The sequence below is a fragment of the Streptomyces panaciradicis genome (assembly GCF_023516615.1).
Lineage (GTDB): Bacteria > Actinomycetota > Actinomycetes > Streptomycetales > Streptomycetaceae > Streptomyces > Streptomyces panaciradicis.
Window position 1 is genome coordinate 1 of the sequence record NZ_JAMGBF010000177.1, and the last position, 13,552, is coordinate 13,552.

At 69.0% G+C, this 13,552-nt stretch carries 12 protein-coding genes; 4 read left to right on the forward strand and 8 right to left on the reverse strand.

The window, feature by feature from the left end; genetic code table 11:
* Window positions 1-244: 244 nt before the first annotated feature.
* The 5 genes from M8J74_RS38460 to M8J74_RS38480 form a co-directional block, all read right to left on the reverse strand.
* Window positions 245-637: an L-rhamnose mutarotase gene (locus M8J74_RS38460; RefSeq protein WP_249840876.1), complete on the reverse strand. Its 393-nt coding sequence runs from the start codon at window positions 635-637 to the stop codon at window positions 245-247.
* Window positions 634-2,625 carry a DUF8034 domain-containing protein gene (locus M8J74_RS38465; protein ID WP_249840877.1) on the reverse strand — a complete coding sequence of 664 codons (1,992 nt, stop codon included), beginning with the start codon at window positions 2,623-2,625 and terminating at the stop codon, window positions 634-636. The genes M8J74_RS38460 and M8J74_RS38465 overlap by 4 nt, the downstream gene beginning before the upstream one ends.
* Before the next feature lie 8 nt (window positions 2,626-2,633).
* Entirely contained in the window at window positions 2,634-3,488 is an 855-nt protein-coding gene (locus tag M8J74_RS38470) for a carbohydrate ABC transporter permease (protein ID WP_249840878.1), read from the reverse strand.
* 106 nt (window positions 3,489-3,594) lie between these two features.
* Window positions 3,595-4,509 carry a carbohydrate ABC transporter permease gene (locus M8J74_RS38475; protein WP_249840879.1) on the reverse strand — a complete coding sequence of 305 codons (915 nt, stop codon included), beginning with the start codon at window positions 4,507-4,509 and terminating at the stop codon, window positions 3,595-3,597.
* Window positions 4,506-5,870: an ABC transporter substrate-binding protein gene (locus tag M8J74_RS38480; protein WP_249840880.1), complete on the reverse strand. Its 1,365-nt coding sequence runs from the start codon at window positions 5,868-5,870 to the stop codon at window positions 4,506-4,508. The genes M8J74_RS38475 and M8J74_RS38480 overlap by 4 nt, the downstream gene beginning before the upstream one ends.
* 303 nt (window positions 5,871-6,173) lie before the next feature.
* Between M8J74_RS38480 and M8J74_RS38485 the strand changes: the two genes are divergently transcribed.
* On the forward strand, window positions 6,174-6,935 hold the full coding sequence (locus M8J74_RS38485; protein WP_249840881.1) for a FadR/GntR family transcriptional regulator: 762 nt from the start codon (window positions 6,174-6,176) through the stop codon (window positions 6,933-6,935).
* 783 nt (window positions 6,936-7,718) lie between these two features.
* On the opposite strand, the gene M8J74_RS38490 is transcribed toward M8J74_RS38485, so the two are convergent.
* A complete protein-coding gene (locus tag M8J74_RS38490; RefSeq protein ID WP_372500405.1) occupies window positions 7,719-8,222 on the reverse strand; it encodes an NUDIX hydrolase in 504 nt (167 codons plus the stop codon).
* Window positions 8,223-8,763: 541 nt separating this feature from the next.
* On the opposite strand from M8J74_RS38490, the gene M8J74_RS38495 reads away from it, so the two are divergent.
* From M8J74_RS38495 to M8J74_RS38505, 3 genes are read left to right on the forward strand one after another with little or no spacing between them, the layout of a single operon-like run.
* On the forward strand, window positions 8,764-9,534 hold the full coding sequence (locus tag M8J74_RS38495) for an SDR family NAD(P)-dependent oxidoreductase (protein WP_249840883.1): 771 nt from the start codon (window positions 8,764-8,766) through the stop codon (window positions 9,532-9,534).
* 5 nt (window positions 9,535-9,539) lie between these two features.
* Window positions 9,540-9,953: a VOC family protein gene (locus M8J74_RS38500; protein WP_249840884.1), complete on the forward strand. Its 414-nt coding sequence runs from the start codon at window positions 9,540-9,542 to the stop codon at window positions 9,951-9,953.
* Between the two features lie 11 nt (window positions 9,954-9,964).
* Window positions 9,965-11,497, forward strand: coding sequence for an MFS transporter (locus M8J74_RS38505; RefSeq protein WP_125192332.1), 1,533 nt, complete (start codon window positions 9,965-9,967; stop codon window positions 11,495-11,497).
* A 198-nt stretch (window positions 11,498-11,695) separates the two neighbouring features.
* On the opposite strand, the gene M8J74_RS38510 is transcribed toward M8J74_RS38505, so the two are convergent.
* Together M8J74_RS38510 and M8J74_RS38515 are read right to left on the reverse strand one after the other, a co-directional pair.
* A complete protein-coding gene (locus tag M8J74_RS38510; RefSeq protein ID WP_249840885.1) occupies window positions 11,696-12,466 on the reverse strand; it encodes an SDR family NAD(P)-dependent oxidoreductase in 771 nt (256 codons plus the stop codon).
* 54 nt (window positions 12,467-12,520) lie between these two features.
* Window positions 12,521-13,504, reverse strand: coding sequence for a LysR family transcriptional regulator (locus M8J74_RS38515; protein WP_249840886.1), 984 nt, complete (start codon window positions 13,502-13,504; stop codon window positions 12,521-12,523).
* Between the last annotated feature and the right edge of the window lie 48 nt (window positions 13,505-13,552).

Consider the following 13,552-nt stretch of genomic DNA (forward strand, 5'->3'; position numbering starts at 1 on the left):
TCCCAGATGCACGTCTCCCGGCTCCTCTCACGCTGCCTGGCCCGGCTGCGCGACGGCATGCTCACCACCCTCTGACCGCCCAAGACTCGCTGCGAACGCTCGCAGACGGCGACCTGCACTGGTGTCGGGTCCCGCTGCTCGACGACGGGACGGCGACGGGTCGGCAGCCCGAGAGTGGGGTGGGCGACGCCCCAGACCGCGCTCTTGCAGATCAGTTCCTTGTAGAGGGCGGCGAGGCGTCCGGTCAGGGCGCGGGGGACAGCGCGGTCGCGGCGGTGACGAACTGGATCAAGCCCTCCCGGAGGCCAAGGGCGATGCGCTGGTTGAAGTAGCGCAGCGGGACGTTCTTGCGCTGGGTGCCGGTCAGGCGGGCGGCGATATCGGTGGGTGCCATCAATGTCCTACGGGCCGGGCTGGTCCGCCGCGAAGCCAAACCGGCATAGCGAGAAGCCCCCTCGTTTCGAGGGGGAGAAGTCACGTAGGCGAACAGCACGTCACCGTGGAGGAAGATGCTGTAGTTGCGGATGTTGGCACGGTGCAGGGCGGCTTCGACGCCGGGCCACACGGCGGAGTGGAGCCGGAGGTACTCCTCGCGGTGCTCGGGGCGGAGCCTGATGGTCTGGGCGATGCGCTTCATGCCGATTCCCCTGTCGCGTCGGTGGAGTTGACCTGCTCGGCCGCGGTGTCGAACGGGGTCCGGTAACTGGGAGTAAGGGTGCGCAGTTCGAGCCGCAGGGTGAGTCGAATGCGCGTGGAGGCGGGCAGACGGACCGTCAGGTACGGACTCTGGCAAAGAACTTCGGTCTCGGAGACCACCGGCTCGGTGTGTCCGTAGTCGTACATGTCCCCGATCCACCCGTCGTCCGTGCAGGTCGTGTACCGGACGCCCGTGATGGTGTGCTCGGCGAAAGCGCCCGCCTGGACGACGACCGTGCGGTCGGTGCCGGGGGAGAGGTTGACCAGTTCGACGGTGGTCGCCTCGGGGTCGATGGAGGTGACCAGGGCGGCGACATCCGCGGGCAGGCCCGCTCGGCGGGTCTCGGCGTCGTGGTAGCGCAGCCGCGCCTGCTGGAGTCCTCCCTGGTACATCACCTGAGGGCCGCCCCAGGTCAGCTGCACCAGGGCTTCGGTGGCCACCGGGTTGCACTGCTGCCACACGTGGATGTCGGCCTCGGGCACGTCCAGGTCGCGGTAGCGGTCGATGCGCCGCAGCCGGTGCCTGACCTGGGCCTGGGCGGCCGCGAGGATCCGCTCCGGGTAACCGGGGTCGTCGCCGGCGAGGAACGCGAACCACGCCTTCTCGTGACCGGACTCCTCCTTCGCGCGGAACGGCCGTACGGTACGCCAGTCGATGCCGTCGGCCTCGCGCAGCCGCTCGAGGCGGGCGCGGTCGGCCTCCGAGGAGGTGTGGTGCCACAGGGCCACCGGCACCGGGGGCGTGGACGGGTTGTAGTCGAACCAGCCCGCGTCGTTGTGCCGGAACGGCAGGTGGAGCGTGGGCGTGTCACGGTCCGGGCCGAGCTCCGCCGCCCACTTGGAGGGCAGGCTCGAGTCGGCCTCGGTGTGGGGCATGACCTTGCCGCGATCGATGAGTGCGTCGAGAGAGGTCGCGACCATGGAGAGGTAGTCGTCGTCCCCGGTGACCGTCGCCGCGGCGAACGCGCCCACGAAGGCCGCGTGTCCGACGCTGTGCCAGCCGTGCGGCCAGGACCAGCCGTAGTGGCCGCCGTACCAGCGGCCCTCCAGCAGGCTGCCGACGACCCCGTCCGGGCCGACGTTGTCCGGTATCAGGCCGCCCTGTTCCCGGGTGCGCTCGCGCCAGGCGCCCACGTACTCGACGATCCAGTCGCGGTAGCGCTCCTCGCCGGACAGGATCCAGGCGTTGAGGACGAGTCCGGCCGCGGCGAGGTTGAGCGCGGTGTCGCCGACGCCCATCCGGTCCCGCATCTGCTCGCCCAGCCGGGGGTCCGCCGAGAGGGGGAAGGGGCCGTCCGCGGCTTCGGGCAGCCATTCGAGCGGGAAGCCGTAGGTCTGCGCCTCCTTCGGCAGCCAGGGGTAGACGTCGCCGTCGAACAGGCCGGTGCGGTCGGGGTCGCTGCCGTTGTGCGGGCGGGTGATGATGCGGTGTTCGGGGTCGTAGTTGCCCTTGGCGGGGTCGACGTACAACTCGGCGAAGCGCAGCGCCCGTTCGGACCAGCGCTCGGGCGCGGCCATGCACAGGAAGTAGAGCAGCAGCAGGCTCTCGCCCTGGTGGAACCAGTCGTAGCCGCGCTCGTACTCGTCGCGCAGCATGTTCAGTTCGGTCAGCTGTGTGGTGACGCCCTCCCAGTGCTTCTCGCTGGCGGGCAGGAGGTCGTCGGCACCGCCGAGCAGGTACAGCTGGGGCCAGTTGAAGAAGACCTCGTAGAAGTCGTCCACGCCGTCGCGGCTGGTCAGCTGGTTGTTGTAGTTCAGTCGGCCGTCGGGTCCGGTGAAGGCGTCCTCGAAGCGGCGCCAGGCATGGTCGAGCAGGTCGAACAGGGCGCGCTGTGCGACGGCCCAGCCAGGGGGTTCGAGCAAGGGGACCGTGGCCTGGACGTCGGGTGTCGAGTCGCCGGAGGCGTCGGGGTGCGGGCTGAAGGGCATGAGAGCGGTCACTCCTTGGTGGCGCCGGCGAGCATTCCGCTGACCAGGAAGCGCTGGGCGAACAGGAACACGACGAGCACGGGGGTGATGGCGACCAGCGTCGCCAGTGCCAGTTGCGGGCGTTGGATCGCGAGTGTGCCGACGGTCGGGTTGAATGACGGCACATTGCTGAGGAGACTGCCCACGCCGACCTGGATCGGCATCTGGCCGCTCTCGGGGAGCATCACGTACGGCAGGAAGTAGTTCGTCCAGTTGGCGACGAAGCTGAAGAACCCGACCAGCGCGATGACGGGCGTCGCCAGCGGCAGGGCCACGTGGCGGAAGACACCGAACTCGGAGCAGCCGTCGATCCGCGCCGCGGCCAGGAGGTCCTTGGGCACGGCGGTGGTGAAGTAGATGTACGTCAGGTACACCCCGAACGGGTAGAACGAGTACGGCAGGATGATCGACCACATGGTGCCGATCAGGTGCACCGCGTTGATCTCCAGGAACAGCGGTACCACCAGGGTGGCGTTCGGCATCAGCATCACGACCAGGGTCGCGATGAGCAGCGTGTGCCGGCCGCGGAACTCGGTCATCGCCAGTGCGTAGCCGGCCGGAATGGCCAGGCAAAGGGTGATGACCAGGGAGATCGCTGCGTAGAGGGCGGAGTTGCGCAGCCACAGCAGGATGGCGTCGTCCTGGAAGGCGGTGAGCGCGTGCCAGTTGGCCGACAGCGCGTGCCAGGATCCGAAGGACAGCGGGTTGTCGTGGACCAGTTGCTGGTCGGTCTTGGTCGCCGCGAGCAGCAGCCACAGGACCGGCAGCACGAAGAAGATCACGAAGACGGTGAGTACCGAGCCGGCCAGCAGTCGGGACGTCATGTGCCGCGGGCGGCGGCCGCGCTGCCGCGCTTCCCTGTGGCGGCTTCGGCTCAGGATGTCGGCCTCCCGTTCCGAGCCGGCGGTGGCAGGGGGAGTGGGTCGGGTATCAGTCGGCATCGAAGAACCCCGACCGTGCGACGAAGACACCGGCGACCGACAGACTGACGACCAGAAGCTCCACCGAGACCGCGGCCGCGCCGTTGATGTTGTTCATCTGGAAGGCGAAGTCGTACGTGAGCTGGTTGAGCGAGTAGTCGCGGCCGGCCACGCCGGTGCTGGCGAGGGAGAGCAGTTGTGGCTCGACGAAGAGTTGGGCGCCGCCCGCGAAGGCCAGGATCACCATGTACACGATCCACTTGCGCAGCATGGGGATCTGGACCCGCCAGGCGGTCTGCCAGCCGTTCGCGCCGTCGATGCGGGCGGCTTCCATGACGTCCTTGGGGATGTTGTTCAGTGCCCCGTACATGACGACGATCCAGCCGCCCGCGCCGGTCCAGAACGCGATGATCGTGAACAGCAGCGCCAGATTGCCGGGGGCGATGACCTCGCCGAAGGTGTGGAAGCCCACTGTCTCCAGCAGGGAGCTGACGGGGCTGACCGTGGGGTCGAGCATGAACAGCCACACCAGGACGCTCGCGGCGCCGGCGAGCGCGCCCGGGATGTAGTAGAGGAAGCGCAGCGCCTGGCTGACGGGACCGGAGGACAGCCGGTGCAGCAGCAGCGCCAGGACCACCACGAACACGACGAGGGACAGGAGCCAGAAGACCAGATACAGGGCCACGTGGCCCAGGGAGTCGACGAAGCGGAAATCCTGTGCCGTGGTGATGAAGTTGGAGAAGCCGGTGAAGGCGCCTCCGGCGTCCGTGAACGCGAAGTAGATGGCGTAGCAGGTGGGAAGGACGCCGAAGGCGATCAGCAGCAGTACGTAGCCGGCGACGAATGCCATGCCGGCCCGGCTCTGCCGGGAGGTGCCGCGAGGGCGCCCCCGGACGGAGCCGGCCGAGGAGTGCGTGAGCGTCACTGGGAGACCTTGTATCCGTCGGACTTGGCGTACTTGACGATCGAGTCCTGCCAGGCGGGCAGCATCGATTCGATGGTCTTGCCCTGCGTCAGGCCGGGCTTGACGGTGGCCGCCCAGATCGCCTCCTGGCTGAATTGGCCCGACCCCCAGTCCGACCACACCTGCGAGGAGGCGTCCTTGAGGGGGGTCAGGTCGCCGGCGAAGTAGCCGGAGGTGGCCTGTGCCTTGAGCCAGTTCTCGGCGGCGGGCGCGTACGCCGGGAAGCCGGGGGCCTTGGTGCCCTGGTAGGCGTTGTCGGTGGTGACCCACTTCAGGAAGTCGGTGGCCGCCTTGATGTGGGTGGAGTGCTTGGACAGCAACCAGGTGCCGCCGCCGACGTTGCCGGTGGAGGGTGCGGTGTCGCCCTGCCACTGCGGTATGGGTGCGACCGCGATCTGCTTGGCCGGCGTCTTCAGTCCGTTCTTGAAGACCGCGCCGCCGTACCAGGCCGGGCCGGGCATCAGCAGGACCTTGTCGGCCTCGTTCTTGGTGAAGTCGGTGCTGAAGACGCCGCTGATCGACATCGACTTGTTCTTGATCAGTACGTCCATCAGCTTGGCCATCTTGGTGCAGGCCTCGCTGGTGGTGTTGACCGAGACGGCCTTGGGGCCGGTGATGTGGTTGGCGCCGCACTTGCTCGCCCACAGGTAGATCTCGGGAGTGAAGGAGTCGCCCGCGTCGCCGACGAGGTAGCCGGGGTGCTCCTTGGCGACCTTCTCGCCGAGTGCCTGGTACTCCTCCCAGGTCGTGGGCACCTTGTAGCCGAACTTCTTCAGCAGCGGCGCGTTGTACCAGAGCACCGCCTGGGAGAGGTCGTTGCGCAGGCAGTACAGGGTCCCGTCGACAGTGCAGACGTCGTTGGCGCCCTTGGCGAATCCGCCGAGGGTCGCCTGCGGGATCAGGCCCTTGTCGAGCGGCGCCGCGAAGCCCGCGTCGACGGCCCAGCTCGCCTCGTTGTTCTGGGAGCTGAAGACGACGTCAGGCCAGCCCTTGCCCGTGCGGTTGAACAACTGCACCTTGGTCTGGAGGTAGTTGGAGCCGTTGGCGTCACCGTCGTAGCTGACGATGTTCATCTTCACGTCCGGGTGCTGCGACTGGTACAGCTTCGCGGCGTCCATGCGGGTCGCGTCCACCCAGACGGTCAGGGCCCCGTCCTTCTGCGCGGCCTGCGCGAATCCGTCCTTGGTCGTGCCGGCCGAACCGCCACCCCCGCCACAGGCGGTCACGGTGAGCAGCACGGTGGCGGCACAGCCGGCCAGCAGCGCGGCACGTCTCCTGCTGGTCCCTGTCTCCTGGGCGGCTGAAGGCTTGTAGACGGACATGAGCGACTCCACTCGGTTTGCATGAGGCTGACGGCTCTGTCATTACCGACGCGGAAGAAATTAGCCGCCATATCCGAGGATGCGTCAAGAGGTGTGTACGTCTTTTTCGGGCCCTCGCGGGTGTGCCAGGCCTGCTCTATGGCAGCAATACCAGCACAAATAGGAGTGGAAGGCGCAAGTGGCACAGGAGGCCGCGATCAAGTTCGCGGAAAATGAGTACGACTTATGTTGGGCTGAGGTACGATGAGCATGGCTCCACACCGGATCAATCACTCTCGTCGCAGTCACTCGGAGGCATGACACATGAACGACACGCCCGCCGTGCCAGCAGTGGTGAACGGCGCGGACGAGCGGCGCGACTACCGGCCCGGATACGAGATCGTGGCGGAGCGCATCCTCGAGTTCATTGCCGCGGAGCGCCTGGTACCCGGCGACCGGATGCCCACGGAGAACGACTTGGCCCAGCGGTTGGACACCAGCCGGGCGGTGGTCAGGGAAGCCGTGAAGATCCTCTCGGCGCTCGGGCGGGTGCGGGCGCACAAGGGACGCGGACTGTTCGTCGCGGATGACGACGGGATGCTGATCGCCAGTCGCTGGGGCGGCTTCTTCCGGCCCGTGGACCTCGACCACGTCCTCATGCTCTTCGAGTTCCGCCGGGTCCAGGAGATGGCCGCCGCCAGACTCGCTGCCACCCGCGCCACGCCGGCCGAACTACGCACCATCGAGGTCGCGATGCAGCAGTGCCGGTATGGGTACGTCCATGGTGAGGTCGACGTCTTCAACCAGGGCGACGACGACTTCCACGCGGCGGTGGCCGCCGCCTCGCACAACACGTTCCTCGGCAGCGCGGTGCGCGACGCCCGCCGACTGCAGCGCCAGTCCAGCGCGATCGGCATCCACAACACCCTCGGCGAGGGCACCCCGGCCGCGGTCGAGGAGCACGAGGCCATCTACCGCGCCATCCGCGACGGTCACCCCGACGAAGCAGCAGAGGCCACGGCCGTACACCTGGACCGAACCCTGGAGGACTACCGACGGGAGATCCAGCGGCGCCTGTTCGGCTGATCCTCCTTCCAGGACATGCGAAGAGGCAGTGCACAGGGCCACCACCGCAGTTACTTCGAAGCGGTGGTCTACGTGATCAGCGCGCCGAACGCGAACAGGCGCAGGGTCCTTCAGCAGGACTGCGCCCATGTGCGGGCTGTACCAGATCTCGTAGCGCAGCCGCTTCACGTTGACTCCAGGTGAGCCTGCACGGACCAGGACGGCCGGCCGCCAAGAGCACAGCTGGAAGATCCGACAACGCGCACGGTTGAGGAGGGGAGACTCCTGGCCGGGCTGCCCCTCCTCGCCACACAGGATCACGACCGGACCGTGTGGCGCACCGGTAAGACGGCGAATCCCGTGCGGTGCGCCAGCGTTCCCCACGGCTCGCCCGGCAGGTACAGCGAGACCACGATGGCCGCCGCTCCGACCACGACCAGGTACGACGCCGCTGCGGCCGTTGCCGGTGAGGGAGATGGTGGGCCGGTTCAGCGTGTAGGCGGCGTCTCGCACGTACACGCCGTCGAAGCAACATCGCCGCCTCGACGCCGCAGCAACGCCACCACCGGGCGAACTGCATCTCGGAAAACCCGGAGAACGGCTCGATCCACTTCGGCTCGGGTGCTGTGTCCGATGCAGTCGCCGACTACGAGCACCTCATCAGCAAGAAACGGGTGGAGCCGCAGATCACGACGATACGCGGGAGGCTCAGCTGATATCTGTCGCCCTGTCGCGCCGCTGTTGACGTGTTCCGTACTTTGGCCACCATGCATGCAGGCACCCCAGCCCGAGAAGCGGGCAAGGTCAGGACCTCGTGGTCCGGAACGCGAGATACCGGCTGAAAGCTTCGTGACTGTCGGGGGTGAAGTGCCACTCCAGCAGGGCCGACCGCAGCTCCGGCTCGGTCAGCCAGCCATGCCAGGCAACCTCATCGGGGTCGGCAGCCACGGCGTCCGGCAGTACGGCTTGGTGCACGCCGAGCCAGTGAGGGCTCAAACCACTGCGGTTGAGGAACGTGAACAACAAGCGCGGCAGCACTCGAATGCCCAGCTCTTCGGCCAATTCCCGCGCGGCGGCCTGCTCGTAGGACTCACCGACATCCACGGCACCACCCACCACAGCCTCATAGTGCCCAGGGAAGCGCGACAGCTGCTCCGGCCGCCTGTGAACGAGGATCCGCCCACGTTCATCACGGCACACCGTCACCGCGACCCGGTGCAGCCAACCCTCCCGGATGGCCTGCCGACGGCTCACCACCACCCCCAGCACCCGATCCTGATCGTCGACACGCTCCACCAGCTCGTCCACGACGTACACCCTGGCAGAGCCCACTGACAACGCCGCTCGCCGGAGCCCCCGCCCCCGACCAGCGGCACCTTGACGCGAAGGCAATTCGGATCTCGTTGGCACCGTGTTCGCAAGCTGGGATCGGCATTCGTAGAAGTCCCCGGTTTCGACCACGACATGCGACCGCACCGGCCCGGTGCCCGACTCGGCTGGTGCCTGAGCAGCCCGGTCTCCCGCACGCACGCGCCAACTGCCGGGACCACGGCGTCACCGCGACGCGTGCGGCCTGTTCGACTCGTCCGCCATGTGGGGTGTGCGTCATCGCGGCCTCCCTGATCGCGTGCCATCGGGCCCGATCGGTGTCCGCTGCGGCGTCGGCCGCGGCGAACGAGGTCCGTTCGTCCGGGCGGCCCGCGCGCAGACCTTCCGAGCCGCGCCGCATACCTGCCATACGTACGCCCGATGGACCTTCGCCGACCGAATTCTTGTTCCGGACCGACCCCCTCCTTACGCTGCCACCACCGCACTCCGGCGGGCACGGGAACAAGGGACTTGGGCAATCATGGGTCGACTGGCCGGGAAAATCGCTTTCATCAGTGGGACGGGAGCCGGAATCGGCAGGGCCGCGGCGCTGGTTTTCGCTGCGGAAGGCGCCACCGTATTCGGCTGTGACATCGACGCCGAAACCGCCGCCGAAACCGTGGAAATGGTCGAGAAGGCCGGCGGCGTCATGCGTTCCCTCGCTCCCGTGGACCTCTCCACGGAGGACGGCGCCCGTGAGTGGATCGACGCCGGCGTCGCGGCCTTCGGCGGGATCGACATCCTCTACAACAACGCCTCCGCGCTGCGCAACGGCCCGTTCGAGACGATGCCGGTCGAGGACTGGTACTTCACGATCAAGAACGAACTGGACATCCCGTACTTCTGTACCCGTGCGGCCTGGCCCCACCTCGTCGCGCGCGGCGGCGGCGCCGTCCTGAACGTCGCCTCGGTGGCCGCCGTGCGCGGCGCGCCGTTCATGCCGATGGTGCCGCACGGTGCCGCCAAGGGCGGGGTGCTGGCGATGAGCAAGCACCTGTGCGCGGCCGGCGCCCCGCACCGCATCCGGGTCAACACCATCTCCCCCGGCATGACCCGCACCTCCGCCACCGCCCCCTTCCTGGACGACCCCGGCGGGCCCAGGGCCCAGCTGGAGGCGCGCATCCCGGTCGGCCGGGTGGGGCAGCCCGAGGACATCGCCCGCGCCGCCGCCTTCCTGTGCAGCGACGAGGCCGCGTTCGTCAACGGCGCCAACCTGATGGTCGACGGCGGCGACAGCGCGATGGCGGGCTGAACGCCGTGACCGTGCGACTCGACCACGTGGGCGTCAACGTGTGCGACCTGACCGCCCAGACCGACTGGTACACCACGGCGTTCGGGCTGAAATCAGTCTTCACCTTCCACCTCGAGGGCCCGGGCCTGCGCGGTGTCGTCCTCGAACACCCGCGGGGCTGGCGCATCGAACTCCTCGCCAGACCCGGCTCAGTACCCGGCCTGAGGGCGCCGGACCCGCTGACCGCCGCCCTGACCGAGGGATACGGGCACTTCGCGGTCACCACCCCCGAACTCGACCCCGTCTACGCGGCCCTGGTGGCCCACGGAGCGGGCGAGGTCATGCCTCCCGGGCCTTCCCCGGAGCCCGGTGTGCGCATGGCCTGGGTCACCGACCCCGAGGCAAATCTCATCGAAATCATAGAGAAGAACGCACAGTGAGGGCACGCACGATGACGGATTCGATCTCCCTGAAAAAGCTCGACAGAGGGACACTCATAGCGTGCTGTCTCGCCGTGGCGGCGGCACAGCTGTGCATTACGGTGCCTTCGCCGATCAACGGCAATATCCAAGCCGCATTCGGCGCGTCGGGTTCCCAGGTTGCCTGGGTCACTTTGGCCTTCATTCTCCCCACCGCGATTCTTGAACTGAATTTCGGCGTGGTCGGCGATCTCTTCGGCCGCAAGCGTCTGCTGGTGCTCGGCGGATTCGTCCTGGCGCTCGGTGAACTCCTCAACGCCACCTCCCAGAACGTCACCATGCTCTGGAGCGGCCAGGCCCTCGCCGGTATCGGCGCCGCCGCGCTCTTCCCCAGCTCCCTCGCGGTGATCGCGGCCGCCACCCCCGAGCAGAAGGACCGCGCGAAGGCGGTCTCGACCTGGGCGCTCAGCATCTCCCTGGCCTCGGCCGTCGGCCCGCTGTCCTCCGGCGTGCTCGCCACCGTCGCCGACTTCCGCTGGGCGTTCGTGCCACCGATCGTCCTCGGCGTGATCGTGGGTGTCACGAGCTGGTTCATGGTCACCGACTCCAAGGCGCCCGAGGGCCGCTCGCTGGACTGGCCGGGCCAGATCACCGTCGCCGTCGGCCTCACCGCCCTGCTGTGGGGCGTCATCGAGGGCGGCGACCGCGGCTGGAGCAGCCCGGCGATCATCGGCTCCCTCGCCCTGGCCGCCGTGGCGCTGGCCGGCTTCGTCGTCGCGGAGAAGCGCTCGGCGTCCCCCATGTTCAACCTGGACCTGCTGAGGATCCCGTCGTTCGCCGCCGCGGCCGTCGTCGCGCTGGCCGGCATGTTCGGGTTCATCGGCACCGCGTACTGCGTCTCCATCCGGCTCGGCGCCGTGATGCACCTGAGCGCACTGCGGGCCGGTATGCCTTTCGTCATCCTCCAGCTGATCCCGCTGCTGCTGGCGCCCGTGCTGAGCCGCATGCTCACCCGCGTGGAGCCGCGCTGGCTGCTGATGGGCGGCCTGCTGCCGATGGCCGCCGGCCAGTTCTGGATCGCCGCGCTGCCCATCACCACCACCTCCCTCGCCGCCTTCATCGGCCCGGTGCTGCTGCTCGGCGTCGGTTTCATCTGCGTCGTCTCCTCCCTCACCTCGGCGGCCGTCAACGCCGTACCGCTCAACATGACCGGCATGGCCAGCGGCGCCACCAGCCTGGTGCGCGAGTTCGGCCAGGCGCTCGGCCCGGCCGTCATCAGCGCCGTGGCGATGAGCGCCGCGTCCTCCGCCCTGGCCGGCAAGCTCAGCGGCGCGGACGCGGGCATGGAGGCGGCCGCGGGTCCCCTCGCGGTCGTCAACGCGGGCAGCGACGCCGCCCGGGAGGCCGCGCAGGCGGCCCTCGCCCACGGCATGGCGCTCGGCGTGACCGTCTGCGGCTGCGCCTCCCTGCTGGGTGCGCTGGTCACCCTGGTGCTGGTGCGCAAGAGCACCTCGCGTTCCACGGCGGAGGCGGGCGAACCGTCGGTGCAGCCCGCGTCCGCGTAACGATCCGTGCGGTTCGGAGGCCGGGGCCGAGCCCCGGCCTCTTCCGCGTGCCCGGTGCACGGCACCGCATCCGCCCGGACGGCATGCGTGAAGGCCGCGGCACGGCATGCGTGAAGGCCGCGGCACGGCATGCGTGAGCCCCGCCGGCCGGCACCGTCCGTGGTGTCCGGCCGGCGGGGCTGTGGCCGGCGGCTGAGGTCAGGTGGCGTCCAGCGCGTTGGTGATGGCCTTCACGCCACCGTGTGCCGAGTATCCGCCGTCGACCGTGATCTCCGCCCCGTTGACGTACGACGCCTCGTCTGAGAGCAGGTAGACCACCAGGGGGGCCACCTCGTCGACCGTGCCGGGCCGTCCCTGCGGGGTCATCGACAGGTGCGCCTCGACGAACACCGGGTTCGCGCTGGACATCAGCGGCGTCTCGATGTAGCCGGGGTGGACGAGATTGGTGCGGATGCCGCGGCCGGCCAGTTCCAGCGCCGCCACCTTGGACAGTCCCCGCAGCGCCCACTTGCTGGCCGTGTAGGCGACCGCGTGGTGGGCGGTGAGGGCGGCGACCGAGCCGACGTTGACGATGGAGGAGCCGGGCGGCATCAACGGCGTCAGAGCCTGGATGCCGAGCAGCGCGCCGGTCGTGTTCACCGCGAACGCCCGGTTCCAGTCGGCCAGGTCCACCTCGCCGAGGCGGGCCCGCATCGGGATGCCGGCGTTGTTGACGAGGCCGTGCACCGTCTCCAGGCCGGCCGCGAGCGCGGCCCAGTCCTCGGGCGAGGTCACGTCCAGGTGCGCGAAGGTCACGTCCAGGCCGTCGGCGCGCGACGAGGCCGCCAGCTTCTGCCCGGCCTCGTCGAGGACGTCGGTCGCGATCACCGTCGCGCCCTCCCGGGCGGCCGCCGTGACCTCGGCGGCTCCCTGTCCCTGCGCGGCCCCGGTGACGACGACGGTCCGGCCCGACAGACGCATGCGGCTCACGGCTTCCTCCCACGGGTGCGGGAGCCCTCTCTCCCGGGGCTCCTCGCGTCCACGCTAGGAAGCGGCGCTCAGCTCCGGAAACGCGTGTTCGCCATGCCTGTCATCCACGGGGACGATCCCGGGCTGCGGCGGGTCGCCCAGGGCGGCCCCGACCCTGCGCACCGTCTCGCGCAGCCACCGGTGGGCGGGGTCGGAGTGCCGGTTGTGGTGCCAGTACATGGCCTCCACCAGCGGCACGTCGGGGAACGGCGTCGGCACGACGGCGCACCGCGCGAAGCCCTCGTAGCGGCGGGCCAGCCGTTCGGGCACCAGGGCGACCAGGTCGGTGCCGCTGACCAGGAACGGCAGCACGCTGAAACCGGGCGTGCTGACCTGCACCTTCGGCGTGATACCGAGGGTCTCCAGCTGGCGCTCGGCGGGCGTGTGGCTCTTGCCGATGGCGCAGGCGGCGTGCGGCATCTCCGCCAGGTCGCGCAGGCCGAGCCGCCCGTCGACCAGCCGCGGGTTGTCCGGGTCGACCAGGCACACGAACCGGTCGTGCATCACGGCTTCGCTGACACCGGGCAGCTGGTAGCCCAGCGGCACGACCATCAGGTCGTGGCAGCGCAGATGGGTCTCGTTCTCCAGCTGCCCGTCCACGATGGAGTGGAAGTCGATGCGCACCCCGGGTGCCTCCTCGGCGATGACCCGCAGCAGCGGCTCCACGAACACCGTCATCACGTAGTCGGACATCACCACGGAGAAGCGCTGCCGGCTGCGCGTCGGGTCGAAGTGCCGGGTCAGGGACAGCGCCTCCTCCGCCTTGTGCAGCGAGGCCTGCACGACCGGCAGCAGCCGCTCCGCGAGCGGCGTCAGCTCGTACTCCCGGCCCACCCGCACCAGCAGCTCGTCGTTGAAGTGGCGGCGCAGCCGGGCCAGCGAGCCGCTCATGGCGGACTGGCTGGTGGACAGCCGCACACCCGCGTGGGTGACGTTCTTCTCCTCCAGGAGGGCTTCCAGCGCCACCAGAAGATTCAGGTCGATTGCTCCGAGACCCATCCGTGTTTCCTTCCGGCCGCGTCGTTGAAGCTCGGTGAAATCGGAGCG